Raw genomic sequence first — 25,249 nt, 5'->3', positions numbered from 1 at the left:
TGAGTATTTTACTCATATATCTTAACCGCATGCCCAAGTGGCCTCGCCCAAGGCCACATACATGCGGAGTTAATGATATGAAAAATAAGAATATTTTTATAGCTGCCCTGGCAAGCAGCACCCTGCTTTCAAGCCCTGCCCTGGCCGTTGACTTCCGCCCCCAGGCGGAGATCGAAGGCGGCTTCTTCAGCGGTGGTTCGGGTGCCAGTGGCGGCTTTTTCCTGCCCTTCGTGCTCGATTCGGGCAATGCGATTTTCATCGATACACGCGGCGCGATTGAAAATGACTCCGTCCGTCAGGGCTCGATCGGTGCGGGCTATCGCTTCCGCGCCAGCGATCAATGGGTGATCGGCGCCTATGGCTATTACGACTATCTGAAGAGCAGCTACGGCAACTCCTTCAGCCAGCTGTCCTTCGGCCTTGAGGCGTTGAGCGGCGACCTCGAAATGCGCGGCAACTTCTACCTGCCGCTGACGGGTGCCAAATCACTCAGCGCGTTCAATACGGCCTACGTGCGCGACCACGTGCTCGTCTTCCAGGAAGGCAAGGAACGGGCGCGGCGCGGCATCGATGCCGAAATCGGCGGCCGGCTGCCGGTGTTCGAGGAAGACTCCAAGGTGCAGCTCAAGGTCTTCGGCGGCAGCTACTGGTATGGCGGCCGCAACCTCGACGACATGTTCGGCGCCAAGCTGCGTGCGGAGCTGACCTTCGCCGACCTGCCCGGCCTCTCCGACGGCTCGACGGTTTCGCTCGGCGTCACCGGCACCTATGACAACGAGGACAAGCTCAAGGGCGCCGTCATGGCCCGGCTGCGCATTCCGTTCGGAGCGACCGGTTCGACCGGCAACGCCTTCGACCCGATGACGCAACGTGTCGAAAGGTCGACCAGGATCCACACCCACGCAGGCGCCACCGGCGACATCGAAGCGGCCCAGCTCGCCAACAGCGGCCGCAACGCCGGACGGGTCGTCACAGTTTCCTCGGCTTCGGGCAGTGCCTCTGATATCAACGCCCTGATCGGAGCTGCGGGCGCCAACGCGCTGATCCTCACCGACGGCAATCTCGGCGTCGACCAAGCGCTCGCACTCGGCAACGGCCAGACACTTCTCGGCGGCGGCGGTGCGCTTGCCGTGCGCGGCACAAGAAGCGGCGCGACGGCCACCTTCGTCAATGACGGCGCGGCCACGACGATCACCGGCTACAATCCGGCCCAGGACGTGATCGCGATGGCAAGCGGCAGCACGGTCTCGTCGCTTGCGGTCCGCGGCGGTCTCGCCGGCATCTCGGCGACCGATGCAGCGAACGTGACGATCGACAACGTCGATATTTCCGCCACCAATCACGACGGCATTCGCTTTACGCGGGTCAATGGCGCGCTGGTTCAGGACAGCCGCATCCACGATCTCTTCATCTGCGAAAACAACACGACCTGCGAATTCTCGATCTACAATCCGAACAAGGCGCCCTTTGCCGCCGTCAGCTCCGTCGGCAGCCGCCACGTGACAGTACGCGACACCTCGATCGACAAGGTGACCTACGGCGTCTTTGCCGGCGGCGAATTCAGGAAGGTCGGCCGGACAGACTATGAGCTGGTCACCGGCACGGAAAACGTCACGATCGACAACGTGACGATCAGCAACTCCCGCCGCGAAGGTGTGCTGCTCGTCGCAGGCAAGGATGTCAAACTCGATCGTGTCTCGGTCGACAATTCCAAGCAGGATCGCGACATGGATCTCGTGGTGCTCCAAGGCACTTCGAATGTCGCCATCAACGACATGCGGCTCATGGGCGGCATCAACGGCCTGATGCTCGTTTCCAGCCCGAACCTCGATGCGACGACCACCGACGTCAACGTAAAGGGCCTGACGGTCGACGGCACGCGCAATGCCGGCATCTTCTTCAATCCGGTCTCGGGCATCTCGCTTCAGGACGTCGCCGTTACCAATGCCGGCACCTATGGCGCCTACATCTACGGCAACGAATACGAGTTCCTGGGAGGACCGGTGCGCGACATCGTGCTGAAGAACATGACGGTCGACAAGGCCGGCAAGGCGGGCCTCTACTTCTCCGGTCCGACCGAGGACATTACGGGCAATGTCAGCGTCACCAACACGCCGAAGGATTGCCTGCTCGACAACGGCTGGTCGGCGGGAACGATCACCCAGTCGCCCGGCTCGGTGCTGACAGTCAACGCTACCAAACTCGACCAGGGCAACGCCGCGGCCCGTTGCCGATAACGCGCAAGCCACGCCCGGACAGCTGGGCGTGGCTTCTCTTTGTTCCGATCGGGTTGACCTATTCTGGTTGACGGCACTCGAAGGTGACCGGGTGGTCACCGGCGATGCGGGGGACCGCCCCTCCCGGTTTCCGGGACGGTGCCCTGTCAGACCGGCAGGCGGCAGACTGCGCCGACGAGCCTGGCAACGAGCGGTCGCACGAGAAGCACGCAGATGAAGGCGACGGGCATTGCCAGTCCGTAGGAGCTGAGCACGCGGGCCGGATAACCGGCATCGATGCCTGTGTTGGCGCCGACGATGACGCAGCACATCAGAAACGCCATGATCGCCGACATGAAGAAGGCAAAGGCGATGGGCGCCGCTCGGGGCGGCAACTTGCGGCGACGCGCGATCCGCGGAGTCGATAGGGTGTCTTCCATCAGAAGCTCTCCTGAGATGACCGAGGGGACCACCCCTCGCTTCGGACCGAACTTATACGGATCGCGCTGCGGCGATGTAGGCCATTGCAGCCTCCTTCAGAAATAGGCAAAACCATCGAATAGATACCAATATTCGATGGATGGGATTATGGACACGCTGCGCGGGGTGGAGAGTTTCGTCAGAAGCGTCGAAGAGGGCAGCATCGCCGCGGCCGCGCGAAAGCTGGGGATCACCCCCGCATCGGCAAGCCAGAACATTGCGCGGCTTGAACGTACGCTCGGCAGTCGGCTGCTCAGCCGGACAACCCGCCAGCTCGGGCTCACCGAGAGCGGCAGGATCTATTACGAGCGGGTACGCGGTGTCGTTCATGAACTGGAGCTTGCAGCCGCTGCCGTCTCGGCGCTCAACGCCGAACCGCGCGGACCGCTCAAGATCGCTTCATCTGTCGCCTTCGGCCGCCATGTCGTGGCACCCCTGGTGCCGTCCTTCGCTGCCAAATATCCCGATGTCTCGATCGAACTCGTCGTCACCGATCGGGAGATCGACCATATCGGCGAAGGGATCGACATCAGCGTGCGCTTCGGTCTGCAACTGGAACAGGGCTTGATCGCCCGCAAGCTTGCTTCCGTGCCGATGATCATCTGCGCCGCGCCATCCTATCTGGAGCGGCGCGGCCGTCCGCAACGGCCGGAAGACCTCATCCACCACGATTGCCTCGTCTATCGCTATGCCGGGCACGGCCGCATCTTTCGCTGGGCATTCACCCGCGACGGCTTGCGCTTCGAGCCGGAACTGAAAGCGACGATCGTCAGCAACGACATCGACACGCTTGCCGAAATGGCGATCGCCGGCGCCGGCATCACCCGCCTCGGAGCCTTTATCGCAGCGCCGCTGATGGAGCGCGGCCTGGTCGTGCCGCTGTTTGGCGGCGCACCTCGCGAAGGCGTTGCCAACACCGACCACGAGCCCTTCGACTTCTATGCCTGCTTTGCCGATCGCCAGGCGGAAACACCGAAGGTTCGGTCGTTCATCGACCATGCGGTGCAGTCGCTCAAGGGCCGGTGGTAGCCGTCACAATCGCCCGGTAGCCACGCTATAAGGCGGGCACCGCCTGCGGGACATTCTGCTGGTCGGCTTCCTCCGCGAGCTTTGCCTCGCGGCGAAGCTTGAGTTTATTGCCGACTTCGACGATCGCATGGATCGCCGGCACGAATTCCTCACCGAGGTCGCTGAGCCTGTATTCGACCGAAGGCGGTGACGTTGGCACGATCCGCCGTTCGATCGCGCCTTTCTCCTCCATCTCCTTCAGTCGTGTGCTCAGCACCTTCGCCGATATCCCGGGGATATCAATCTTGAGCTCACTGAAGCGACGCGGACCGCCGCTCAGATACCAGATGATGTTGGGCGCCCAGGCGCCGCCGAGCATGACCATGCACTCGCCGACCGGGCAGGTAGGCGGCAAGGGGGCGGCCCTATTCTTTCGAATTTTCAAGCTCATGGGCAAAATTCTCCAGTTACCGCGGGGAAACCGGAAACATCGGTAACATAAAGTTATCTCATATACAAAAGTTATCGCCTGAGGTTAGGTTCCGCCCGTCTTCGACAGAGACCACCATTGCAAAAGGAATTTGGCCATGAAGCTTTTTTATGCCCCCGGCGCCTGCTCGCTCTCGCCCCATATCAGCCTGCGCGAGGCCGGCGTCGATTTTGAGATCGTCAAGGTCGACACCACGACCCACCTCACCGAAGGCGGCGCCGATTTCAAGGCGATCAATCCCAAAGGCTATGTGCCGGCGCTGGTGCTGGAAACCGGCGACGTCGTCACTGAGGGTGCGGCCGTCGTGCAATATATTGCCGACCGTTTTCCTGAGGCCGGGCTGGCGCCCGCCAACGGTACGCTGGAGCGCACTCGCCTGCAGGAGCAACTGAACTTCATCGCTTCCGAATTGCACAAGGCGTTCTCGCCACTGTTCAGCAAGACGGCGAGCGCCGACGCAAAGGAAGCCGCCGCAGCGCAGGTCGGCAAACGCCTCGGCAACGTCGAGACGCTGCTATCCGATGGGCGCGCCCATTTGCTCGGAGACGCTTTTTCCGTAGCCGACGCCTATCTCTTCACCGTCGTCAATTGGACGAGCGTCACGGGTATTTCGCTTGGCCCTTGGCCCCACCTGACAGCCTATATGCAACGGGTCGGCCAGCGCCCGTCCGTGCAGGCGGCAATGCAAGCCGAAGGGCTGATCGCGGCATGAGTGGCGCCCCGAACGATCCGCAATTCGCCGCCATCGTCGAGGTGCTGCAAGGCTACTTCGATGGGCTCTACCGAAGTGACACCAGCATCCTCAAGCAGGTCTTCCATCCGAAGGCACTCTACGCTACGGCGACGGACGGCACCCTGCTGGAACTCGACATGGACAGGTATTTCCCTGTTGTCGACAAGCGTCCCTCGCCCGAAAGCCGTGGCGAGGAGCACGCCGACCGGATCCTTTCGATCGAATTTGCGGGACCGGTGACGGCACTTGCGAAGGTTCAATGCGCTATCGGCGAAAAGGACTTCACCGATCTTCTGTCTCTTGTCTTCGTAGACGGCCGCTGGCAGATCATCGCCAAGGTCTTCCACTACGACATCAAGCCCGCGAAATGAGGAGATGCAAATGCCCTATGTAAACATCAAGATCACCCGCGAGGGCGCGACCGCCGAACAGAAGGCCGCCCTCATCAAGGGCGTGACCGATCTGCTGCAAACGGTGCTCAACAAGGACCCCGCCACCACCTTCGTCGTCATCGACGAAGTAGCGCTCGAAGACTGGGGTGTCGGCGGACTGCCGGTTGACGAATACCGGCGAAAGGTCGGGGAAAAGTCCTAGCTGAACGAGGCCCCTTCTCCACCAAAGGAGGAAGGGGCAACTCAGCCGCCCGATGGCCAACATCCGTTGGGCGGCTCGTTTGCGCTTGATCGCTTTCGACAGGCTCTCTATCTCATTGTCTCCCGCCGCATTGATCCCGGAGACGCATCTTGTCCGTATTCAGCAACCTCCCCAAAGCTCCCGTCGCCGCAAAAAAGCCGGTGAGCGACACGCGCCACGGCATTACCCGCACCGATGACTACGCTTGGCTGCGCGCGGACAATTGGCAAGCGATGTTCCGCGATCCCTCGATCCTCGATCCGGAAATCCGCAAGCACCTGGAAGCGGAAAACGCCTATATGAACGCGGCCATGGACGACACGAAGGCGCTGCAGAAGGCGCTGTTTGCCGAGATGCGCGGCCGGATCAAGGAAGACGACAGCTCGATACCGGTCAAGGACGGCCCGTTTGCCTACGGCCACGCCTATGTCACCGGCGGCGAGCAGCCGCGTTACTTCCGCATTCCGCGCAACGGCGACCACAAGGACGAGGCGATCCGCCAACTGCTGCTCGACGGCGACAAGGAGGCCGAGGGCAAGGCTTATTTCCGCCTCGCGGGCCTCGACCACTCGACCGACCACAGCCTCGGCATCTGGGGCTATGACGACAAGGGCTCGGAATATTTCACGCTGAGGGTTCGCGATCTCTCCACCGGCGAGGACCTGACCGATATCATCGAGAACACCGGCGGTGGCGGCGCCTGGGCGCCGGACGGCAAGAGCTTCTTCTACACCGTGCTCGACGACAACCACCGGCCATCGAAGATCTTCCATCACGTGCTCGGCACCAGCCAGGCGGACGACCGGCTGGTCTATGAAGAGGACGATCCGGGCTTCTTCATGTCTGTCGGCGGCTCGCTGCTCGACGACTTCATCTACATCGACATCCATGACCACGAGACGAGCGAATATCGGCTGCTTTCGACCAGCGACCTGACGGCAGAACCGAAGCTCGTCGCCGAGCGCGTCACCGGTCTCGAATATTCGATGACCGAGGGCGGCGACGTCTTCTACATCCTGACCAACGCCGACGGCGCCAAGGACTTCAAGATCTTGGAAGCGCCGGTAAATGCACCGGGCAAAGAGAGCTGGCGCGAGGTGGTGCCGCACAAGCCGGGCACGCTGATCCTCAGCCACATGGCCTATGCCCGTCATCTCGTCTGGCTGCAGCGGCGTGAAGGTCTGCCGGAAATCGTCATCCGCGACCGAAAGACCGGCGAGGAACATGCGATCGCCTTTGCCGAAGAGGCCTATTCGCTCGGCCTTTCGGGTGCCGCCGAATACGATACCGACGTCATCCGCTTCTCCTACTCTTCGATGACGACGCCGTCGCAGCTCTTCGACTACGACATGGCGACGCGTCAACGCACGCTGCTGAAGACCCAGGAGGTGCCTTCCGGCCACAACCCGGACGACTATGTCACCCGGCGCGTCTTCGCCCCCTCCTGGGACGGCACTGAAGTGCCGGTGACGCTGCTCTATCGCAAGGACACGCCGCTCGACGGCTCCGCCCCCTGCCTGCTCTATGGCTATGGCGCCTACGGCATCACCATTCCGGCCGGCTTCAACACCAATTGCCTGTCGCTCGCCGATCGCGGCTTCGTCTACGCCATTGCCCACATTCGCGGCGGCAAGGATCGCGGCTTTGCCTGGTACGAAGACGGCAAGATGGCCAAGAAGACCAATACCTTCAAGGATTTCATCGCCGCCGCTGACTATCTGAATCAGCAGAAGTTCACATCCTACGCAAAGATCGTTGCCGAGGGCGGCTCGGCCGGCGGCATGTTGATGGGCGCTATCGCCAACATGGCTCCGGAGAAGTTCACCGGGATCATCGCCGCCGTGCCCTTCGTCGACGTGCTCAACACCATGCTCGACGACACGCTGCCGCTGACCCCGCCGGAATGGCCGGAATGGGGCAACCCGATCGAAAGCCGCGAATTCTACGACATCATCGCCGGCTACTCGCCCTACGACAATGTCGGCGCAAAGTCCTACCCGGCGATCCTCGCGCTCGGTGGCCTCACCGATCCGCGCGTCACCTATTGGGAGCCGGCAAAGTGGGTCGCGCGGCTGCGCGAGAAGACCACCGGCAGCGAACCGATCCTGATGAAGACCAACATGGATGCCGGCCATGGCGGCGCGTCCGGGCGCTTCCAGCGGCTCGAAGAGATCGCCTTCGAGTATGCCTTTGCGATCAAGGTCGCCGGCAGGATGTAACCAGTGCGGGATGAGGAAAAGTGTATGCGGTTTTCCGCCCGCATCCCGCTCTAGCTTATGGAATCGATCACGATGGATTTGGGGTCGATCCGACCCAAAATCATCGTGATCTAGGAGGCACTGCCATGCCCGTCCATGTCGCCCTGCTCCGTGCCGTCAATGTCGGCGGCACGACTTCGCTCGCCATGGCAGACCTGAAGGCAATCTGCGAGGGGCTCGGCTTTGCCGACGTCAAGACCTACATCCAGAGCGGCAACGTCCTGTTCCGCTCGGATCTGCCGGCAGCCAAAGCAGCAGCAATGCTGGACGGCGCCCTTCTCGAAAAGTTTGGGAAGGCGCCGGGCGTGATGGTCCGGACCGGCGCACAATTGCAGGCGATCGCCGATCGCGCCCCTTTCCCGGACGCCAAACCCAACCTGCTGCACATCGTGTTCCTCTCGGAGCCCGCACCCGCGGACGCGCTCGACAAGCTTGTCGCCCCGGATGATGAGGAAGTGCGGTTGGCTGGACACGAAATCTACATTCATTTCCCCAATGGCTCGGGACGTTCGAAGCTCAAGCTGCCGGCGGCAAAGGCCGGCACCGCGCGCAACCTCAATACGGTGCGCAAGCTCGCCGCTTTGGCGCTTGAGATGGAAGGTTAGGCGGCGGCCGGCTGGAACAGCAGCCGGACCAGGGATCGGAGTACGAGCAACTGCTGCGGCAGGCTTTCGGGCTGCTTCAGCGCTTTCGACAGGATGATGCCGCCTTCGAGCACGGTCGAAACCATGTCGGCCAATTGATCGACATCCAGCGGTTCGCGGGGCCGATAGACGCGCATGATCTCCGCGAACATCGCGCCGAAGCGTCGACGCCACGCCAACGCCGCCTGCCGGTTGATTTCCTGAGTCTCGCGATCGAAGGCGCGCTCCTGGGTACACATCACCGCAACCAGACATCCGGGGTGGCCGTTCGGCAGGTCGGACAGAGTTTCGGACAGCAGTTTCAAACCGAGCAGGAACGCCTGCAGCGGGTCGTCGGCCAACTGATGGGCTCGACCGAAGATCTCATCGTAGATGCGCTCGTCGTTCTCGATGTAGCGTTCGAGCAGCGCCCGGGCGAGTTCGTTCTTGTCACGGAAATGGTAGAAGAACCCGCTCTTGGTAATGCCGATCTCGGCGATCAGTTCGTCGATCGAGGTCGCGCCGAAACCCTTCGCCAGCACCGCCGCCTCCGCGGTGTCGAGGATTCTCGCTCGCGTTTCCTCACCCTTTCGCATTAGCGGCTGCCCTACCATTGGTGCGGTTTCCGACAACGAAGGGGCCATCAGCCGACGACGCCGTGACGGAACCAACGCAGTAAGTGACTAATTTCGCTACAATATGCGGATATATTAGCAATAGTATACCTTAAGTCGTCTAGTTTAGAAGACGATAAAAAGGCAGTAATTTACGTGGTTCTGCGGGATTGGAGGCGTCCCCGAGCCCCATCAGCAAGACTGAACCGGTGGAGACCGACATGGCCAAATACCGACGGAGCCTGCCACTCTTGAAGGGTGGGCTGTTCCTGAGCGACGGCGGCATGGAGACGACGCTGATTTTCCACGAAGGCGTCACGCTTCCACACTTCGCAGCCTTCGTGTTGCTTTCGACCGCCGATGGGCGGCGTCGGTTGCTGAGCTACTACGCGCGCTACCTCGCGATCGCTCAGCAACATGGCATCGGCTTCGTGCTCGATACGCCCACATGGCGGGCAAGCTCGGACTGGGGCGTAAAGCTTGGCTACAATGACGAGGCACTGGCCGTCACAAACCAGAATGCCGTCTACATGCTTGCGGAACTGCGCGGCGAATATGAGCGCCCGCAGGCACCGATCGTGCTCAGCGGGGCGATCGGGCCGCGTGGCGACGGCTACCGCCTGGGCCGTATGAGCCCTGACGAGGCCGAAGACTACCATTCGCCGCAAATCTCGGCCTTTGCCGTCAGCGATGCGGACATGGTGAGCGCCTATACGCTGACCAGCATCGACGAAGCGACCGGCATTGCCCGTGCGGCCCAGAGCCACGGCATGCCCTGCGCCATTTCCTTCACGGTGGAGACAAATGGTCGGCTACCGGACGGCCGCACGCTTCAGACAGCAATCGAGACCGTCGACGCTGCGACCGGCGGCTATCCGCACTACTACATGATCAACTGCGCCCATCCGAGCCACTTCGAAACAATCCTCGACGCCGAAGGCACCTGGACGCAACGCATTGCCGGCATCCGGGCCAACGCCTCGATGATGAGCCATGCTGAACTCGACAATAGCGAAACGCTCGATGCCGGCGATCCCGCCGACCTCGGGCAGCGGTACAGAACACTGACAGCGCATTTGCCACGATTGCGCATCCTCGGTGGCTGCTGCGGCACCGATCATCGCCATATCGCGGCAATCTGCGAGGCCTGCCTTCCACCGACGGCGCTGAGCGCCTGAGGCACGGGGCCTCGCCCTCCCGGCCCTCTCGCGAGTAATCGCGGGAGGGCGCCGCGTTTTTGGGCTCCCGCAAAGCCATAGTGTTAGGGATGAGGAATGCGTGCGCGGCTTTCCGCCCGCATCCCGCTCACTTCCAAGAATCGATCACGATGATTTTTGGCCGCGCCGACCCACAATCATCGTGATCTCGTGTAGACTTGGGCGGAAAGGACGGCCCCGGGTTATCCCGGCAGACGCCGTTGACCGCTTGATCATGAACTACGCTCCCCCCTCACCGACCGGAAATGCTGAAGCCTTTGTCTTCGACAACAGCTATGCGCGGCTGCCACAGCAGTTCTTCGCCCGCGTCGAGCCGACCCCTGTTGCCGAACCCTGGCTGATCAAGCTCAATAAGTCCCTGGCAGAGGAGCTCAGGCTCGACGTCGCCGCACTCGAGCGCGAAGGTGCACAGATCTTCTCCGGAAACCATGTGCCTGTTGGCGCCGAACCGCTTGCCATGGCCTATGCCGGCCATCAGTTCGGCACCTTCGTGCCGCAGCTTGGCGACGGCCGGGCGATCCTGCTCGGCGAAGTGATCGATCGAAACGGAACGCGGCGCGACATTCAGTTGAAGGGACCGGGCCAGACGCCGTTTTCACGCCGTGGCGACGGTCGCGCGGCGCTCGGGCCGGTGCTGCGCGAATATATCGTCAGCGAGGCGATGTTTGCCCTGGGTATCCCGACGACACGGGCGCTGGCGGCCGTCGTCACCGGCCAGCCCGTCTATCGCGAACAGATCCTGCCCGGCGCCATCGTTACGCGCGTTGCCGCGAGCCACATGCGCGTCGGCACCTTCCAGTTCTTCGCTGCGCGCGGCGACATGGCTTCGGTGAAGATCCTCGCCGATTACGCGATAGACCGGCACTATCCCGACATCAAGGACAAGGACCGGCCGTATCTCGCCTTCTTCAAGGCGGTGACCGCGCGCCAGGCGGAGCTGATCGCCCGCTGGTTGCATGTCGGTTTCATCCATGGCGTAATGAACACCGACAACATGACGATATCCGGCGAGACGATCGACTTCGGCCCCTGCGCCTTCATGGACGCCTACGACCCCAGGAAGGTGTTCTCCTCGATCGACCAGATCGGCCGTTATGCCTATGCGAGCCAACCCGGCATCGGCCAGTGGAACCTCGCCCGCCTCGCAGAGACCCTGGTGCCGCTCTTCGACGATAATGCGGACACGGCGGTCGAACTGGCCAACGATGCGCTCGGCGAATACGGCGCAATCTTCCAGCGCCATTGGCTGGACGGCATGCGGGCCAAGATCGGACTGGCCACGAGCGAAGAGAGCGATCTCGATCTCGTGCAATCACTGCTGACCGCCATGCACAAAGGCGAGGCCGATTTCACTCTCACCTTCCGGCGGCTGTGCGACAGTGCCCGCGATCCGGCAGGCGATGCGATGGTCAGCGCTACCTTTGCCTCGGCCGAGGCAATCCAGCCATGGCTTCAGGACTGGCGCCAACGGCTTTCCCGCGAAACGGCAACGCCCGAAGCGCGCTCGGCGGCGATGAAGGCCGTGAACCCCGCCTACATCCCCCGCAATCACCGCATCGAACAGGCGATCGCGGCGGCAACCGACGACGCGGACTTTTCGCTGTTCGAAGCGCTGATCGACGTCACCGCGAAGCCCTCCGAGGATCAACCGCAATTTGCCGCCTACCAGGAGCCGCCAAAGCCCGAAGAGGAAGTGCAGCGAACCTTCTGCGGCACTTGACCGCCGCCTGAAGCAAGCCAGCTGATGCAACGTCGCCTTGAAGCGATCCCGCACAGTTCCTCCGGTATTGATTCACCGAAACGCTCTATCTTCTTGTTTTTGCGCGCTGCGAAGGCAGCGCCGCTTTCTCTGGCAGCGGGCCGAGCCGAAGCGCATGTCCGCCTTGCCTTCAGCTACCTCGGCGCCTTGAGCACAACCCCATCGCATGCCTCTAAATTTCCGCGCTGCGGAATTGTGGCTATTGAAAGGCAGGTGCGGCGCGTTAGGTGCTACCGGTAAGGGTGCCAAACGCGCCATTCCACGCCAGGCTGCCGCGAAGTTGCTTGCGACCGCCAACTCCGAAACCGACCTGTCTCACGCGGCCCCGAACGGGGACCGGCGTTATGGAAAAAACCGTGCCGCGGCACCGTTCTTCAATGCGGGAGTTTCCATCATGCTCATCCTGACGGCCATCGTCTTCGCTCTCATCGGCCTCGTGCTCGGTGGCGGCGGGGCCAAGCTGCTGATACTCGGCGGCAGCCCCTACTACCTCGTCGTCGGTATCGGTTTCCTGCTGACGGCCGTGCTCCTGTTCATGCGGAAATCGGCGGCGATCTGGCTCTATGCGTTCATTATCGTCGGCTCGCTCGGCTGGGCGATCTCGGAAGTCGGCTTCGACTGGTGGCAGCTTGGCCCGCGCGGCGGCGTCATCGTGCTTCTGGGGCTCTGGCTGCTGCTGCCGGCCGTCCGTCAGCCACTCGGCTTCCAGAGCCCTACGGGCGAGCGCTATGCGGTGAGCGCCTGGCCGCTGGCGATCGCCATACTCATCTCGATCGGCGTGGCGGGCTATGCCCTGATGCTGGATCAGCACGATATCCGCGGCGATCTGCCAAGCGATGTCGTTGCCGCCAACCCGCCGCTGGGAGGTTCGGTGCCTCCGGGCGAATGGCATCAATACGGGCGCACGCCGTTCGGTCAAAGGTATTCGCCGCTCAATCAGATCACGCCGGACAATGTCGGCAATCTGAGGGTTGCCTGGCAATACCAGACAGGCGACGTCAAACGGCCCGACGACGTCGGGGAGACGACCTATCAGGTCACGCCGCTCAAGATCAAAGACACGCTCTATGCCTGCACGCCGCACAATTGGGCGATCGCGCTCGATGCCGCAACCGGTGAGGAAAAATGGAAGTATGATTCCAACTCGGGCATGAACCCCGACCGCCAGCATCAGACCTGCCGCGGTGTCACCTATTGGGCCGATCCGGCTGCCGCGCCGGGCAGCCCCTGCGCCGAGCGGGTCTACCTGCCGACCTCCGATGCGCGCCTGATCGCGCTCGACGCGGCGACCGGCTCCGTCTGCACCAGCTTTGCCGATAACGGCGTGCTGCATCTCGAAACGGGCATGAAGTACAATCCGGCCGGCTACTATTATTCGACGTCACCACCGGTGGCCGTTGCCGGCAAGCTCATTATCGGCGGCGCCGTCAACGACAACTACTCGACCCAGGAACAATCCGGCGTCATCCGTGCCTTCGACATCAACACCGGCGCGCTGATCTGGAACTGGGACAGCGGCAACCCGGATGTAACGACGCCCCTTCCCGAGGGCCAGACCTACACGACCAACTCGCCAAACAGCTGGTCGGTGTTCAGCTACGACGAGGGCCTCGGCCTGGTCTACATCCCCATGGGCAACCAGGTGCCGGACCAGCTGGGCATGGGCCGCAGCGAGCACGTCGAGAAATACTCGTCGTCAATCGTCGCGCTCGACATCAACTCCGGCGCCGTGCGCTGGGTGCGCCAGACCGTGCATCACGACCTCTGGGACATGGACGTGCCGGCGCAACCGGCCTTGCTCGACATCACCAAGGAAGACGGCACAGTGGTGCCGGCGCTGGTCGGGCCGACGAAGCAGGGCGATATCTACGTGCTCGACCGCAGGAGCGGCGAGCCGATCATCCCCGTTGAGGAGGTTCAGGCGCCGGGCGGAGCGATCGCTGAGGATTTCACCGCGCCGACGCAGCCGGTCTCCGGCCTCACCTTCATGCCTGCGCCGCTGCAGGAGAAGGACATGTGGGGCGTCACGCTCTTCGACCAGCTTGCCTGCCGCATCGCGTTCCGGTCGCTGAAATACGAGGGGCGCTACACGCCGCCGTCGATCGAAGGGACGCTCGTCTATCCCGGCAACTTCGGCACCTTCAATTGGGGCTCCGTCGCCATCGATCCGGAACGGCAGGTGATGTTCGGCATGCCGACCTACCTTGCATTCACCTCGCGTCTCGTGCCTCGCGATCAGGTTCCGCCAAAGGGACAGGACGAGAAGGGATCGGAACAGGGCCTCAACCGCAACGACGGCGCGCCCTATGGCGTCTTTATGGGCCCCTTCCTCGGGCCGCTCGGCATTCCCTGCCAGGCGCCGCCATGGGGTTATGTCGCCGGCGCGGATCTTCGAACCGGCAAGATCGCCTACAAGCACAAGAATGGCACCGTCGAGGACATGACGCCGCTGCCGTTGCCGTTCAAGGTAGGTGTGCCAGGCATCGGCGGACCAATGATCACCAAGGGCGGCCTCGCCTTCCTCGGCGCCGCGGTCGACGACTATCTGCGCGCCTATGACCTGACGACCGGCCGCCAGCTCTGGGAAGCACGCCTGCCCGCCGGCGGCCAGTCGACACCGATGAGCTACGCGGTCGGCGACAAGCAATATGTGCTGATCGTCGCCGGGGGCCACGGCTCGATCGGCACGAGGCCCGGCGACTACATCATCGCCTACACCCTGCCTTGAGGTGCGAGAATCATCCCTAATTCTCGCTAGAAGGTTGCATGGGCAAGCTCCGCGCAAGCCCGCAAAAGCAGCTTCCCCCGGACGACAGATTCCGGGGGTTTCCCATGAAGATCGACAACAGCATCTCGAACTACTACTTCTCCCAACGCCGCCAGCAGATGGGTACGGTTTCGCCGATAGAAGAGACCGGCACCGACGCGCGCCCGCGCCAAGCCCCGACGATTGCGCCGCCGTCGACGTTGAATGCGCTCTCCAACGCCTTGTGGGCGACCGCGACCCGCGACGAAACCGGCACGGCCTCGATCACGGACCAGGAAGGGGCGGCTCCCTCAGGCAACTCGGTCAGCGACGAATTCCTGAAGCGCGCGAAGATGAGCCTGGCGGAACAGATCCGCGCGCAGATCCTGGAATCGCTTGGTCTCAGTGAAGAAGACCTCAAGGCGATGGATCCCGATCAGCGCAAGGCTGTCGAGGACGAAGTCCGCCAGGCGATCGAACGTGCGATGGGTGTCGAAAAGCAACGTGATGACGCCGCTACGGACATCGCGAACGGCGGCGATGACATCCTCTGAGCAAGCGGAATTGCCGGTCCGGCTTGCCTCGGTCCGGTTATGGATTGTAACCGCGAGCCCGGCGCGCAAAGCGACCTTCGGCCGGGAGATGGCTGAGCTTGGCGCTGTTCGAGTAGGTCAGGCCAGGATTTGCCGACGCCACAGTCTCGGCATTCGGGAGGGCCTAGATGGGCCCTTCCCTCCCACTGCCATTGACACCCGACAGCGTGTCATTATCTATTGCTCCAGTAGCTATAGGTTTGAGGCGAGCATGTATTCCATCGGCGATCTCTCACGGCGCACCGGCGTCAAAATCCCGACGATCCGCTATTACGAGCAGATGGGGCTGATCGCGGCACCCGAACGGTCCGAAGGCAACCAGCGGCGCTATGAGAAGAGCGAGCTCGAGCGACTTGCCTTCATCCGCCATGCGCGCGACCTCGGCCTGTCGATCGATTCCATCCGCGACTTGCTCGCCCTCAGCCAGCATCCGGAACGCCCGTGCGGCGAAGCCGACCGGATCGCCAGCGAACATCTGGCGACCGTTCGCGAGAAGATCGCCCGGCTGAAGAAGCTGGAGCAGGAACTGGAACGCATCGTCGCCTGCGACGGCAACCATACGGTGGGCGACTGCTATGTGATCCGGGCCCTGGCCGACCACTCGATGTGCGAAAACGAGCACTGAGACTGCCGAGCCACCGTCGCTCGCGCGAAAAAAATCCCGTTGACAAAATCGCGAAAACGAACAATCTAGCGCCCATGATCAAGAACGCACCCATTTGCCGCGTGTATTTTTGGCTGTTCCGATAGGAGCGGCCTGCTGATCATATTCAACAAGGCCGCCATCAGGCGGCTTTTGTTTTTCCGGCTCCTGATGGCGAGAAAACCCGAGGAGCCAAGACATGCTACAGACCGCCATCCCTACCCTTCATCCGGTCCCGTCGACGCGGCCACCGATGGTCACGATCCGCTGCGCCAAGCAGCGCGACCTGCCGGAACTGCGCGAGATGATCGCCGAGCTTGCCGCCCACCACGGCGATGCCGCGCCGATCACGCCCGAACAGCTCGAGCGCGATCTCTTCGGCCGCACGCCCTGGATCACGGCACTCGTTGCCGAGGCCGGCAATCGGCTGATCGGCTACGCGATCCTGGTGCCGATCTACCGGGCAGCCGAAGGTGCACGCGGCATGGAACTGCATCACCTCTTCGTTCGCCCTGAAAGCCGCGGCACCGGCATCGGCCGTCACCTCGTTGCCAAGGCGCGCGAGCAGGCGAAGATGGCCGGCTGCGACTTCCTTTCGGTCAGCGCCGCCACGGGCAACTTCCAGGCGCATCATTTCTACGAATCCGAACGCTTCGTGCCTCGTCCGGTGACCGGCATGCGCTATATGCAGAAGCTTGGATGAGGATCGAACGATGCGTCTTGCAATCGTGCTCTGTGAAGGCTTCGCCGATTGGGAATGTGCGCTGTTGATGGCGGCGGCGCGCACCCATCTCGGCATCGATGTCGAGGTCGCCACAGCCGACGGCGCACGCGTGACGTCGATGGGCGGGCTCGACGTCTCGGCGCATCTGTCGATCGACGCGCTCGATCCTGCGGGCTTCGATGGCTTGGTGATCTGCGGCGGATCGATCTGGGACACGAATGAGGCTCCTGATCTCTCGACAACGATCCGCGCTTTCGATCGCGACAAGCGGGTGGTCGCGGCCATCTGCGGTGGTGTCAATGCGCTCGCCACAAGCGGTCTTCTCAACGGCATCGACCACACCGGCAACAGCGCCGAAAGCCTTGCGGCGCTGCCCGGCTATCGCGGTGGGCCGCACTATCGCGATCAGCCGCAGGCACTGCGCGGCGGCCATGTCGTCACCGCCGCCGGAACCGCGCCGATCAGTTTTGCCGGCGAGATCCTGCACGGACTTGGCCTTGGCTCGACGGAACTCGACGGCTTTCTCGCGCTCTACGGACACGAGCATCGGACGAATGAAAGCGGCAGCGTCGGCTGAGACTTGCGCTAAAGCGCCGTGCGTTCTTATGAACGCACAAAGGTCGCTCTAGCACTTTGATTCTAGAGCATCTTTCTGCCCACAGCGATTCCACTTGAGGGCAGGATGCTCTAGAGCCAGTTCGAGATCTGATCCAACGGCTTTTTCACCTTGCCGGCGACCGGAACGGTCGCATCCGGGGCGGGATAACCGACAACCAGGATCAGGAACGGCTTTTCACTTTTCGGTCGGCCGCAGATCTCATTGAGGAAATTCATTGGCGCCGGTGTATGGGTGAGTGTCGCGAGCCCGGCATGATGCAGCGCCGTGATCAGGATACCCGTGGCGATGCCGACACCTTCGTTGATGTAGTAGTTCTTCTTCAGGTCGCCCGGATTGGGGCCGCCGCGCTTCTGCGAGAAGATGACGATCAGGTAGGGAGCGGTCTCAAGGAAAGGTTTGTCCTCGTCCGTGCCCAGTGGCGCCAATGCGTCGAGCCATTCCTGCGGCGCCTTATCCCGATAGAAGATGCGCTCTTCCTCTTCCGCCGCGCGGCGCACCTCGGCCTTGATCGCGGCGCTCTCGATGACCGTGAAATGCCAGGGCTGATGATTGGCGCCACTCGGCGCCGTGCCGGCCGCCTTCAGACAGGTTTCGATCACCTCCCGCGGCACCGTGCGATCGCTGAAATAGCGTGTGGTGCGCCGACGGTTGATCTCGTCGTAGAAGTCGGCGGCACGCGTCGCCATCTCCTCGGGGCTGCGCTCGATCCACTGGTCATAGGGCACGGTTTCGTGTGGGCGCATTCAGTCTCCTCCTCGTTGTCCTGCAGCAACGCGCGCCCCTCTTGACGCACAAAGGTCGCTGCAGCACTTTGAATTCCTGCATGTTTTTCCCCATCGGGGAAAGCATGCAGAAGGAGTTGAGCGCGCCTCGACGCGAAGATCAAGGGTCAGAGCGCCGGGACCGCCTTGAGATAGGCGGCAATCGCCTCCCGGTCGGCCGGCGTCAGTTTCGCCATGTTCTTCTGCACCTCGACCATCGAGCCGCCGACCGAATCGAATTCCGGCGTGAAGCCGGTTTCCAGATAGGAGGCGATATCTGATGCACTCCAGCCGCCGATGCTCTTGGAACCGGGTGTGATGTCGGGGATGCGGCCCTGGCCCTCCGGATTCGGCGCGCCGGCCAGCCACTGATCGGGCTCGAAACCGCCAATCGCATTACGGGGCGTATGGCACTCGCCGCAATGGCCCGGTCCCTCGACGAGATACTGGCCGCGGGCAAGCTTTGGATCGTTGGCGTCCACCGCGACGCGTGGCTTGTCTGTCAGGAACAGCAGCTTCCAGCCGCCCAATGCCACCCGCATATTGTAGGGGAACGGCAGTTCGTGCGGCGGCGCCACGTAAGCGCTCTTCGGCAGGGTCTTCATGAAACCCCAGAGATCGTTGACGTCATTGGGCGTCATGCGCGTATAGGAGCCATAGGGGAAGGACGGATAGAGATGCTCGCCGTTGCGTCCCACGCCGCGGGTCATCGCATTGCCGAAGTCCGCAAGCGTCCACCCGCCGATGCCGGCGGTCTCGTCAGGCGAGATGTTCGGCGCATGGAAGGTTCCGAACGGGCTCTTCAACGGTGCGCCGCCGGAAAGAACGAGGCGAGCGTCACCTTCGGCGCCCCGCTTGGCGTGACAGCTCACGCAGCCGCCGGCCCAGAAAACCTGTTCGCCGTTGGCAAGATCCGGTTCCCCGAGCCCCTCCCAATGAGACGCACTCCACGGCGCCGGCTTCGTCAGCCACCAGAAGGCTGCTCCACCCACGACGCCCAGCACCACAAGACCCGAAATCAGCTTTCTCGTGCGACGCCCCATTGTCACCCCTCATGCCTAGCCGCAGGCGGGCCGGCTCTAAATGCAGATAGAGGCACGCGGCTCGAAGTCGCGTGCCTCCCTAGTCAACATGATGCGACGTCGCCGCCCCTTAATCCTTCTTCAGGCGATAGCTCTCATGACAGCTGCCGCAGTCCTTGCCGATGCCGCCAAGGGCCGCGCCGACTCCGGCCTGGTCAGCCGGGAGCTGTGCCAGAACCGTCGCGGTATCCGTGCCGAGCTTGGCGGCCTTGGCCTTGAAGTCATCCATGTTTACCCAGATCTTCGGGCTCGCCTCGGTCTCATGCCCCGTCTCCGAACCGGCCGGGAAATGGTCAGGGAAGGTCTTTATCGTTTCGCTGATCGTCGTCAGCGACGCTTTGACGACCTCGGCGTCATAGGGTTTCTCACCTTTGGCGATGCCGGCAAGCGCGCCGGTCGCCGCACCCACCTTTTTCATCAGCTGCTGACGAACCACCTGCGGCTCGTCGGCTGCCGTGACGGCAGTAACCCCCAGGCCCGCAAGAGCGGCAGCCAACATCAGTGCGCGTATTTTCATCAGGTTCTCCCGGTCAATCAAATCTGTTTGGCGAATCTGCCTGGCAAGCCTTCATGTCCAATGCGCCGGCATGATGTCATCTTGATTATTCTGCGGAAGTAACATTTTTTTGATGTGCTTGTTACGACAGCAGAATTTCCAATGATCGCCTCGTATTTCCGGGATTTCGACCGGTCAGAAGTATAAATATGACATTTATAATCATGTTTATACTTCACTCGCGGCCACGATGGACATCAGTTCGCCCAGCCCTGCCAGATGGTGAACGCCGCGACCAGAATGAGCACCACGCCGGCGGCGCGGCCGATCCACATCGTTGCGCCGGGGCTGCCAACCAGGAAATCACGACCGCGGCCGGCGGCAAGCGCCAGGCCGCCATAGATCGCGAGCTGCGTTGTCGCGATCATTGCGGCCATGACCAGAGCCTGCGACCAGATCGGCCCAAACTGGGGTTTGAGGAACTGCGGATAGACCGCCAGCATGAAGAGATAGGCCTTGGGGTTCATCAGGCTCGTCAGCGCACCCTGCCGGAAACTCGTCCAGCGCGAGAGCTTCCCCGAGCCTTCGATGCCGCCGATGGTGATCGAACTCCTGACGAGCGAAAAGCCGATCCAGGCGATATAGGCAGCACCGGCGACGAGCAGCACGTTGAAGAGACCAGGCACCAGATGCAGAATGACGCTGACCCCGAGCGCCGCATAGAGCGTGTGCAGCACGCCGCCCGCCATGATGCCGGCCGTCGCCGACAGGCCGGAGGCCCGGCCGCCGGTCAGCGAGTTCGCCAGAACGAAGACCATGTCCATGCCCGGCACGATGATGATGCCGAACAGCAAGGTGAAGAAGAGCCAGAGATTTTCCGTGTAGGTCATGTCAGTTGTCCGTCGCCTGATTTTTCATTTCTCTATACGAATTGCTGTTTTTTCAATTCGTTGGCTGATGGTATAAATCCGGGCAACTGACAAGGCATTGTCAGGAGCGTTGACGACGGGAGCGGTTTTCGATGCGCAAGGCGGCACGGCTTTTCGAGATCATCCAGATCCTCAGGCTTGCGCGAAAGCCCGTGACCGGCGCGGCGATGGCCGAGACGCTGGAGGTGACGGTGCGCTCGATCTACCGCGATATCGCAGCACTTCAGGCGATGCGGGTGCCGATCGAGGGCGGCCGCGGCATCGGCTATATCCTCAGGCCCGGTTTCGACCTGCCGCCGCTGATGTTCTCGATCGAAGAAACGGAAGCGATCGCCGTGGCGCTGGCGCTGCTTTCACGGACCGGCGACGAAGAACTGAAGGCGGCAGCCGGCCGCGTCAACAAGAAGATCACTGCCGCGGTGCCCGAGCCGCTCCGGCTCGCCTTCCGTTCCCAGGCGCTGCATGCCTGGGGAACGATCGCCCCTTCGCCCGCCGGCATCGATCTCGCTTTGGTGCGCCGGGCGATCCGCGACGAGCAGAAGCTCGAACTCAACTATCGCGACGAACTCGGCCGCGCGACGGAGCGGATGATCCGGCCCGTGGCGCTGATCTACTATTCCGAAACTGCCAACATCGTTGCCTGGTGCGAATTGCGGCAGGCTATCCGCAATTTCCGCGCCGACCGCGTCGAACATTGCGAGGCGGCGGGCGCGTATTTCCCGGGCGAAGGCAACCGCCTGAGGGAACTCTGGGTCAGCGGCTGGAAAACGCCACCGACCGCGGCCTGACCCATCTATTGCCGGAGCGCAGCCCAAATGAAAAGACCCGGCGCAAGCGCCGGGTCCAAACGTCATGCACGGAAAACGAGCGACTTACTTGGCCGCGGCTTCGTACATTTCGAGCACGTAGTCCCAATTGATCAGGCTGTCGACGAAGGCTTCGAGGTACTTCGGACGGGCGTTGCGGTAGTCGATGTAATAGGAGTGTTCCCAGACATCGACGCCGAGGATCGGCGAAGCACCGTGAACGAGCGGGTTTTCGCCGTTCGGAGTCTTGGAGATCTCAAGCTTGCCGTTCTTGACCGAGAGCCATGCCCAGCCCGAGCCGAACTGGCCGGTGCCGGCAGCGATGAAATCGGCGCGGAACTTGTCGTAGCCGCCGAGGTCGGACTTGATGGCCGCGTCGAGCTTGGCCGGCAGGCTGGTGCCGCCGCCGCCCTTCTTCATCCACTTCCAGAAGTGGATGTGGTTGTAGTGCTGGCCGGCATTGTTGAACAGCGGCTGGTTGGTGCCATAGGACTTCTTGACGACTTCCTCGAGCGACAGGTCGGCAAGGCCGGCTTCTTCAGCAAGCTTGTTGCCGTTGGTCACGTAAGCGAGGTGATGCTTGTCGTGGTGGTATTCGAGCGTCTCGCGCGACATGTAGGGCGCCAGCGCATCGTAATCGTAGGGAAGGTTCGGCAATTCGAAAGCCATGTGGGCATCTCCTCTTGGCATGGGATTTCGTCAGGTAAATCTGTGAGCGGGAACATAGGCACCGGCCCCCATGGAGGCAACCGATGCAATGCCAATTTTTCCTCAACCCACGGAATATACTTTCAACATCATTTTGAAAGCATGACACTTTCGAGCACATTGACGCCACGGTTTGCCTGCAGCCTCGCCGCTCTTGCAATCATGCACTAAGGATCACCCATGCCACAGCGCTTGCTCCCCGCTCTCGTTCTCTCCACTGCTGCGGCCTTCACCGCATCCGGTGCCGCGGCCTCTTCCGGCGATGCGTGGGAGACGTTCCGGGCAGAGGTTTCGAAGAAGTGCCTGGCGGCCGCCACCTCCCTGCAAAAGGCCAGCGCCGTCGTCGATCCCTTCGGCTCCGAGAGCTTCGGTCTGGCGCTGGTGATCGGTACGCCAAAGGGCTCCAAGGCCGCGGTCACGCAGATCTGCGTCTTCGACAAGAAAAAGAAGACGGTCGAACTCGGCGGCGAGCTTACGCCCGACACGGTGAAGGTGGGCGTGCCGACAAAGAAGAAATAGCCGAGAGCCGACCTAGACCACGAACTGCCTGCCGTTTGCAGCCAGTTGGCGTCCGCCACAATGAGTTGCGAATCGAACATGCGATCCTGCAAGGCCGATAGGCCGGCAGCCGCAGACTTCGTCTGCCCAGCCGCACAGACCGGCTGGGCGCCTCTGCACCAAGACAATGGCACAAGCGCCTCGACGGCCGCTCGTCGCTTGAGCTTCAACCGACCCGTTGATAAGTCTTGGTCATGGTGAGCGATACCTATGAGAGGATCCTGGACTCAGCCGAACACCTCATGGTGTCGCGGGGCTACAACGCGTTCAGCTATGCCGACATCTCGGGCGAACTGGGCGTCGGCAAGGCGACCATCCACCATCACTTCCCGACCAAGGCTGACCTTGCGGCTATGGTGCTTGCTCGCTACCGCAAGAGCAATCGGCGCCACGTCGAGGGATTGTTTGCCGCCGTCAGCGATCCGGTCGCGCGGCTTGAAGCCTATGTCGGCTACTGGGAAGACTGTATCGCCAGGCAGGATTTGCCCTTCTGCATTGGCGCCCTGCTCGCCTCGGAGTTACCCTCGCTGCCGGACGCTGTCGTTCAGCAGGTACGCGGTCATTTTGCCGACCTTTCCGGCTGGCTCGGCGCAGTGATCGAGGACGGCGTGGTCAGCGGGCATCTGAAGGCGGTGCGAGGGCCGAAGGCAGAGGCCGAGACCCTGATGGCCACCGTCCATGGTGCGATGCTTGCCGCGCGCGTCGCCGGTTCCGATCCGGCCGTTTTTTCCGCGATCGCCCGGCCCGCATTGGACCGGCTCAAGCCGACAGTCGAAGCTTGATCGCCGACCCGAAAGCGCCGGCGATGGAACGAGCATGTGCAGGACGCTGTTCCCGCGGGAACGGTGGACTGTGCAGACCCGCGCTAAAAATCAAAACCAACGGACGCGATGGGCAGCTAAATCCATCGCGTCTCTTTTTCGCCAAGTTATCGACCAACTAGTCGGTCGAAATCTGAAGGAGTAAGCTCATGGCAAATCCGCTTTCCACGCTCGGCATCATTCATACCGCAATCAGCCTCGCGCCCGTCGTTACCGGCCTCTACGGCTTTGCCCGCTACGGCGCGATCGTGCCCGCCACCCGATCCGGCAAGATCTACCTCGCCACGCTCGTCCTGGCGGTCCTGACCGCTGCCGGGCTTTCAAGCACCGGCGGCTTCAACGAGGGTCATGCGCTTGGCATCGTGACGCTGGCGGTCATCGCCGGCAGCTTGGCGATCGAACGGTTGGCCTTCGTTGGCCGCCTGAAACCCTATCTGACGACGTTGGGCTTCTCCTTCAGCTATTTCCTGCTGATCGTGCCGGCAATCGCCGAGACGCTGAAGCGCCTGCCCGCCTCGCAACCGCTTGCCAGCGGGCCGGAATCGCCGATCGTGCAGACCACGCTGCTTGCCTGGCTGGTCATCTTCCTGGCAGGCTTGTCGGTCCAGGCCTACCTGATCCACAAGCGCGCCTTGGTCAGGGCGCGCGCTCCCCGCTCGTACTGAGTGCCCGAACCGACAGCCATTTTGCCCCAGCGCCGAGCGCCGGGGCATTGCATGTGAGCGTGCGTCAGACGTCGCGGACTGCGTGCGCCCAATCCATATAGAGATCGCGCGCCTTGGCGGCGACCGGACCGGCCTGCAGGTCTCGGCTTTCGAGGCGCGTGACCGGCAGCACCTTGGAATAGTTGCCCGTGGTGAAGATCTCGTCGGCCGTTTCGAAGTCGGCCATGGTCAGTGTCGCCTCGACCACTTCGAAACCGGCTTCGCGCAGGAGCGTCATCACGCGGAAGCGGGTGATGCCGGCGAGGAAGGTGCGGTTGGCGGCCGGCGTATAGACGACGCCGTCCTTGACCAGGAAGACGTTGGAAGAGCCGGTCTCGGCGATGTTGCCGAGCATGTCGCGCACCAGCGCATTGTCGAAGCCCCGCGAGCGGGCTTCGGTCAGGACGCGCGCATTGTTTGGATAGAGGCAGCCGGCCTTGGCATCGGTCGGCATCGATTCCAGCGTCGGTCGGCGGAAGGGCGAGAGCGTCAGCGACGAGCCGCCATGGCCGTTGCCCATCGGCGCCTCGAACAGGCAGAGCGCGAAACGGGTCGATTCCGGGTCGATGGCGACGACCCCGGCAGCGCCGTGCTCGGCCCAATACATCGGCTTCACATAGAGCGCTGTCTCGCCGTCGAACTTCTTGGCACCCTCCCAGGTCAGCGCCTCGATCTCTTCCGCTGCCATCGTCGGCTTCAAACCAAGCGCCGTCGCCGAGCGGTTGACGCGCTGGCAATGCAGATCAAGGTCGGGCGCAACGCCGTCGAAGACGCGGGCGCCGTCAAACACCGTCGAACCCAGCCACATCGCGTGCGAGGTCGGGCCGATCAGCGGCGGGTTGCCCGAGAGCCATTCGCCATCGACATAGGTCCAGGTCACTGAGCGGGGGGATGTATCGACGGCCATCGGCGTCTCCTTCAGGTTTTTTGTTCTGCTTACTCGGCATAACCCGAAAAAACAGCATCGTGGTGAATGGGTATATCAAAAAATGTCATGGCGGCCATTCTGGTACCTGGACGGCCTCTCG

The 25,249-nt window shown here is 62.4% G+C and carries 27 protein-coding genes; 18 read left to right on the top strand and 9 right to left on the bottom strand.

Annotated features, from left to right (window positions below; all coding sequences use genetic code 11):
• Positions 1-77: 77 nt before the first annotated feature.
• Complete coding sequence (locus tag BLU35_RS03240; protein ID WP_162770916.1) at positions 78-2,237, top strand: inverse autotransporter beta domain-containing protein; 2,160 nt, start codon at positions 78-80, stop codon at positions 2,235-2,237.
• Positions 2,238-2,383: 146 nt separating this feature from the next.
• On the opposite strand, the gene BLU35_RS03235 is transcribed toward BLU35_RS03240, so the two are convergent.
• Positions 2,384-2,656 (bottom strand): DUF2798 domain-containing protein, encoded by a 273-nt coding sequence (locus tag BLU35_RS03235; RefSeq protein WP_093232113.1) that lies wholly within the window; start codon positions 2,654-2,656, stop codon positions 2,384-2,386.
• 148 nt (positions 2,657-2,804) lie between these two features.
• On the opposite strand from BLU35_RS03235, the gene BLU35_RS03230 reads away from it, so the two are divergent.
• On the top strand, positions 2,805-3,725 hold the full coding sequence (locus BLU35_RS03230) for a LysR family transcriptional regulator (protein WP_176907112.1): 921 nt from the start codon (positions 2,805-2,807) through the stop codon (positions 3,723-3,725).
• A 25-nt stretch (positions 3,726-3,750) separates the two neighbouring features.
• Here BLU35_RS03230 and BLU35_RS03225 read toward each other — a convergent pair whose 3' ends face one another.
• Positions 3,751-4,083 carry a winged helix-turn-helix transcriptional regulator gene (locus BLU35_RS03225; protein ID WP_286161429.1) on the bottom strand — a complete coding sequence of 111 codons (333 nt, stop codon included), beginning with the start codon at positions 4,081-4,083 and terminating at the stop codon, positions 3,751-3,753.
• Positions 4,084-4,291: 208 nt separating this feature from the next.
• On the opposite strand from BLU35_RS03225, the gene gstA reads away from it, so the two are divergent.
• From gstA to BLU35_RS03200, 5 genes are all read left to right on the top strand, one after another.
• Entirely contained in the window at positions 4,292-4,906 is a 615-nt protein-coding gene (gene gstA, locus BLU35_RS03220; RefSeq protein WP_057250459.1) for a glutathione transferase GstA, read from the top strand.
• Entirely contained in the window at positions 4,903-5,298 is a 396-nt protein-coding gene (locus tag BLU35_RS03215) for a nuclear transport factor 2 family protein (protein ID WP_093232111.1), read from the top strand. Before gstA ends, BLU35_RS03215 begins: the two co-directional genes overlap by 4 nt.
• 10 nt (positions 5,299-5,308) lie before the next feature.
• Complete coding sequence (locus BLU35_RS03210; protein WP_093232110.1) at positions 5,309-5,521, top strand: tautomerase family protein; 213 nt, start codon at positions 5,309-5,311, stop codon at positions 5,519-5,521.
• 149 nt (positions 5,522-5,670) lie between these two features.
• Positions 5,671-7,779: a S9 family peptidase gene (locus tag BLU35_RS03205; RefSeq protein ID WP_057250465.1), complete on the top strand. Its 2,109-nt coding sequence runs from the start codon at positions 5,671-5,673 to the stop codon at positions 7,777-7,779.
• Between the two features lie 125 nt (positions 7,780-7,904).
• On the top strand, positions 7,905-8,423 hold the full coding sequence (locus BLU35_RS03200; protein WP_057250467.1) for a DUF1697 domain-containing protein: 519 nt from the start codon (positions 7,905-7,907) through the stop codon (positions 8,421-8,423).
• Here the strand turns inward: BLU35_RS03200 and BLU35_RS03195 are convergent.
• On the bottom strand, positions 8,420-9,037 hold the full coding sequence (locus BLU35_RS03195) for a TetR/AcrR family transcriptional regulator (protein ID WP_093232109.1): 618 nt from the start codon (positions 9,035-9,037) through the stop codon (positions 8,420-8,422). The two genes, BLU35_RS03200 and BLU35_RS03195, sit on opposite strands and share 4 nt — an antisense overlap.
• Positions 9,038-9,276: 239 nt before the next feature.
• Between BLU35_RS03195 and BLU35_RS03190 the strand changes: the two genes are divergently transcribed.
• The 7 genes from BLU35_RS03190 (at position 9,277) to BLU35_RS03160 (ending at position 17,314) form a co-directional block, all read left to right on the top strand.
• Positions 9,277-10,233: a homocysteine S-methyltransferase family protein gene (locus BLU35_RS03190; protein ID WP_057250471.1), complete on the top strand. Its 957-nt coding sequence runs from the start codon at positions 9,277-9,279 to the stop codon at positions 10,231-10,233.
• Positions 10,234-10,486: 253 nt separating this feature from the next.
• Complete coding sequence (locus tag BLU35_RS03185) at positions 10,487-11,992, top strand: protein adenylyltransferase SelO (RefSeq protein ID WP_058320517.1); 1,506 nt, start codon at positions 10,487-10,489, stop codon at positions 11,990-11,992.
• Between the two features lie 433 nt (positions 11,993-12,425).
• A complete protein-coding gene (locus BLU35_RS03180; RefSeq protein WP_502688128.1) occupies positions 12,426-14,759 on the top strand; it encodes a glucose/quinate/shikimate family membrane-bound PQQ-dependent dehydrogenase in 2,334 nt (777 codons plus the stop codon).
• A 38-nt stretch (positions 14,760-14,797) separates the two neighbouring features.
• Entirely contained in the window at positions 14,798-15,331 is a 534-nt protein-coding gene (locus BLU35_RS03175; protein WP_093232107.1) for a hypothetical protein, read from the top strand.
• Between the two features lie 250 nt (positions 15,332-15,581).
• Positions 15,582-15,995 (top strand): MerR family transcriptional regulator, encoded by a 414-nt coding sequence (locus BLU35_RS03170; RefSeq protein WP_057250475.1) that lies wholly within the window; start codon positions 15,582-15,584, stop codon positions 15,993-15,995.
• 217 nt (positions 15,996-16,212) lie between these two features.
• Positions 16,213-16,716: a GNAT family N-acetyltransferase gene (locus BLU35_RS03165; RefSeq protein WP_057250477.1), complete on the top strand. Its 504-nt coding sequence runs from the start codon at positions 16,213-16,215 to the stop codon at positions 16,714-16,716.
• A gap of 10 nt (positions 16,717-16,726) precedes the next feature.
• A complete protein-coding gene (locus BLU35_RS03160) occupies positions 16,727-17,314 on the top strand; it encodes a DJ-1/PfpI family protein (RefSeq protein ID WP_057250479.1) in 588 nt (195 codons plus the stop codon).
• Positions 17,315-17,424: 110 nt separating this feature from the next.
• Here BLU35_RS03160 and BLU35_RS03155 read toward each other — a convergent pair whose 3' ends face one another.
• The 4 genes from BLU35_RS03155 to BLU35_RS03140 form a co-directional block, all read right to left on the bottom strand.
• On the bottom strand, positions 17,425-18,099 hold the full coding sequence (locus BLU35_RS03155; protein WP_093232106.1) for a nitroreductase family protein: 675 nt from the start codon (positions 18,097-18,099) through the stop codon (positions 17,425-17,427).
• A gap of 146 nt (positions 18,100-18,245) precedes the next feature.
• Complete coding sequence (locus tag BLU35_RS03150; protein ID WP_057250483.1) at positions 18,246-19,160, bottom strand: c-type cytochrome; 915 nt, start codon at positions 19,158-19,160, stop codon at positions 18,246-18,248.
• Positions 19,161-19,269: 109 nt separating this feature from the next.
• Positions 19,270-19,716 (bottom strand): c-type cytochrome, encoded by a 447-nt coding sequence (locus BLU35_RS03145; RefSeq protein WP_057250485.1) that lies wholly within the window; start codon positions 19,714-19,716, stop codon positions 19,270-19,272.
• Positions 19,717-19,952: 236 nt separating this feature from the next.
• Complete coding sequence (locus tag BLU35_RS03140) at positions 19,953-20,585, bottom strand: LysE family translocator (protein ID WP_093232105.1); 633 nt, start codon at positions 20,583-20,585, stop codon at positions 19,953-19,955.
• Positions 20,586-20,716: 131 nt separating this feature from the next.
• Between BLU35_RS03140 and BLU35_RS03135 the strand changes: the two genes are divergently transcribed.
• Positions 20,717-21,412 carry a helix-turn-helix transcriptional regulator gene (locus BLU35_RS03135; protein ID WP_058325546.1) on the top strand — a complete coding sequence of 232 codons (696 nt, stop codon included), beginning with the start codon at positions 20,717-20,719 and terminating at the stop codon, positions 21,410-21,412.
• 84 nt (positions 21,413-21,496) lie between these two features.
• On the opposite strand, the gene BLU35_RS03130 is transcribed toward BLU35_RS03135, so the two are convergent.
• Positions 21,497-22,099, bottom strand: a complete 603-nt coding sequence (locus tag BLU35_RS03130) for a superoxide dismutase (protein WP_057250491.1) — start codon at positions 22,097-22,099, stop codon at positions 21,497-21,499.
• Between the two features lie 219 nt (positions 22,100-22,318).
• Here BLU35_RS03130 and BLU35_RS03125 point away from each other — a divergent pair, with 219 nt between their 5' ends.
• The 3 genes from BLU35_RS03125 (at position 22,319) to BLU35_RS03115 (ending at position 24,182) form a co-directional block, all read left to right on the top strand.
• Positions 22,319-22,657 (top strand): hypothetical protein, encoded by a 339-nt coding sequence (locus BLU35_RS03125; RefSeq protein ID WP_057250493.1) that lies wholly within the window; start codon positions 22,319-22,321, stop codon positions 22,655-22,657.
• 233 nt (positions 22,658-22,890) lie between these two features.
• The gene (locus tag BLU35_RS03120; RefSeq protein WP_057250495.1) at positions 22,891-23,478 is read left to right on the top strand and encodes a TetR/AcrR family transcriptional regulator; all 588 of its coding nucleotides are present in this window, start codon (positions 22,891-22,893) and stop codon (positions 23,476-23,478) included.
• A 188-nt stretch (positions 23,479-23,666) separates the two neighbouring features.
• A complete protein-coding gene (locus BLU35_RS03115) occupies positions 23,667-24,182 on the top strand; it encodes a hypothetical protein (protein ID WP_093232104.1) in 516 nt (171 codons plus the stop codon).
• Positions 24,183-24,246: 64 nt separating this feature from the next.
• Here the strand turns inward: BLU35_RS03115 and BLU35_RS03110 are convergent, their stop codons facing one another.
• A complete protein-coding gene (locus BLU35_RS03110) occupies positions 24,247-25,128 on the bottom strand; it encodes a branched-chain amino acid aminotransferase (RefSeq protein ID WP_057250498.1) in 882 nt (293 codons plus the stop codon).
• Positions 25,129-25,249: the final 121 nt, after the last annotated feature.

Source organism: Sinorhizobium sp. NFACC03, from assembly GCF_900103435.1.
GTDB lineage: Bacteria > Pseudomonadota > Alphaproteobacteria > Rhizobiales > Rhizobiaceae > Ensifer.
The sequence above is the reverse complement of the archived record's forward strand: the minus strand, read 5'-3'. Positions and strand labels throughout refer to the sequence as shown.

Coding starts and splice junctions, on each gene's coding strand:
- BLU35_RS03240 (WP_162770916.1), top strand. CDS start 78: ATGAAAAATAAGAATATTTTTATAGCTGCCCTGGCAAGCAGCACCCTG.
- BLU35_RS03235 (WP_093232113.1), bottom strand. CDS start 2,656: ATGGAAGACACCCTATCGACTCCGCGGATCGCGCGTCGCCGCAAGTTG.
- BLU35_RS03230 (WP_176907112.1), top strand. CDS start 2,805: ATGGACACGCTGCGCGGGGTGGAGAGTTTCGTCAGAAGCGTCGAAGAG.
- BLU35_RS03225 (WP_286161429.1), bottom strand. CDS start 4,083: ATGCTCGGCGGCGCCTGGGCGCCCAACATCATCTGGTATCTGAGCGGC.
- gstA (WP_057250459.1), top strand. CDS start 4,292: ATGAAGCTTTTTTATGCCCCCGGCGCCTGCTCGCTCTCGCCCCATATC.
- BLU35_RS03215 (WP_093232111.1), top strand. CDS start 4,903: ATGAGTGGCGCCCCGAACGATCCGCAATTCGCCGCCATCGTCGAGGTG.
- BLU35_RS03210 (WP_093232110.1), top strand. CDS start 5,309: ATGCCCTATGTAAACATCAAGATCACCCGCGAGGGCGCGACCGCCGAA.
- BLU35_RS03200 (WP_057250467.1), top strand. CDS start 7,905: ATGCCCGTCCATGTCGCCCTGCTCCGTGCCGTCAATGTCGGCGGCACG.
- BLU35_RS03195 (WP_093232109.1), bottom strand. CDS start 9,037: ATGCGAAAGGGTGAGGAAACGCGAGCGAGAATCCTCGACACCGCGGAG.
- BLU35_RS03190 (WP_057250471.1), top strand. CDS start 9,277: ATGGCCAAATACCGACGGAGCCTGCCACTCTTGAAGGGTGGGCTGTTC.
- BLU35_RS03185 (WP_058320517.1), top strand. CDS start 10,487: ATGAACTACGCTCCCCCCTCACCGACCGGAAATGCTGAAGCCTTTGTC.
- BLU35_RS03180 (WP_502688128.1), top strand. CDS start 12,426: ATGCTCATCCTGACGGCCATCGTCTTCGCTCTCATCGGCCTCGTGCTC.
- BLU35_RS03175 (WP_093232107.1), top strand. CDS start 14,798: ATGGGCAAGCTCCGCGCAAGCCCGCAAAAGCAGCTTCCCCCGGACGAC.
- BLU35_RS03170 (WP_057250475.1), top strand. CDS start 15,582: ATGTATTCCATCGGCGATCTCTCACGGCGCACCGGCGTCAAAATCCCG.
- BLU35_RS03165 (WP_057250477.1), top strand. CDS start 16,213: ATGCTACAGACCGCCATCCCTACCCTTCATCCGGTCCCGTCGACGCGG.
- BLU35_RS03160 (WP_057250479.1), top strand. CDS start 16,727: ATGCGTCTTGCAATCGTGCTCTGTGAAGGCTTCGCCGATTGGGAATGT.
- BLU35_RS03155 (WP_093232106.1), bottom strand. CDS start 18,099: ATGCGCCCACACGAAACCGTGCCCTATGACCAGTGGATCGAGCGCAGC.
- BLU35_RS03150 (WP_057250483.1), bottom strand. CDS start 19,160: ATGGGGCGTCGCACGAGAAAGCTGATTTCGGGTCTTGTGGTGCTGGGC.
- BLU35_RS03145 (WP_057250485.1), bottom strand. CDS start 19,716: ATGAAAATACGCGCACTGATGTTGGCTGCCGCTCTTGCGGGCCTGGGG.
- BLU35_RS03140 (WP_093232105.1), bottom strand. CDS start 20,585: ATGACCTACACGGAAAATCTCTGGCTCTTCTTCACCTTGCTGTTCGGC.
- BLU35_RS03135 (WP_058325546.1), top strand. CDS start 20,717: ATGCGCAAGGCGGCACGGCTTTTCGAGATCATCCAGATCCTCAGGCTT.
- BLU35_RS03130 (WP_057250491.1), bottom strand. CDS start 22,099: ATGGCTTTCGAATTGCCGAACCTTCCCTACGATTACGATGCGCTGGCG.
- BLU35_RS03125 (WP_057250493.1), top strand. CDS start 22,319: ATGCCACAGCGCTTGCTCCCCGCTCTCGTTCTCTCCACTGCTGCGGCC.
- BLU35_RS03120 (WP_057250495.1), top strand. CDS start 22,891: ATGGTGAGCGATACCTATGAGAGGATCCTGGACTCAGCCGAACACCTC.
- BLU35_RS03115 (WP_093232104.1), top strand. CDS start 23,667: ATGGCAAATCCGCTTTCCACGCTCGGCATCATTCATACCGCAATCAGC.
- BLU35_RS03110 (WP_057250498.1), bottom strand. CDS start 25,128: ATGGCCGTCGATACATCCCCCCGCTCAGTGACCTGGACCTATGTCGAT.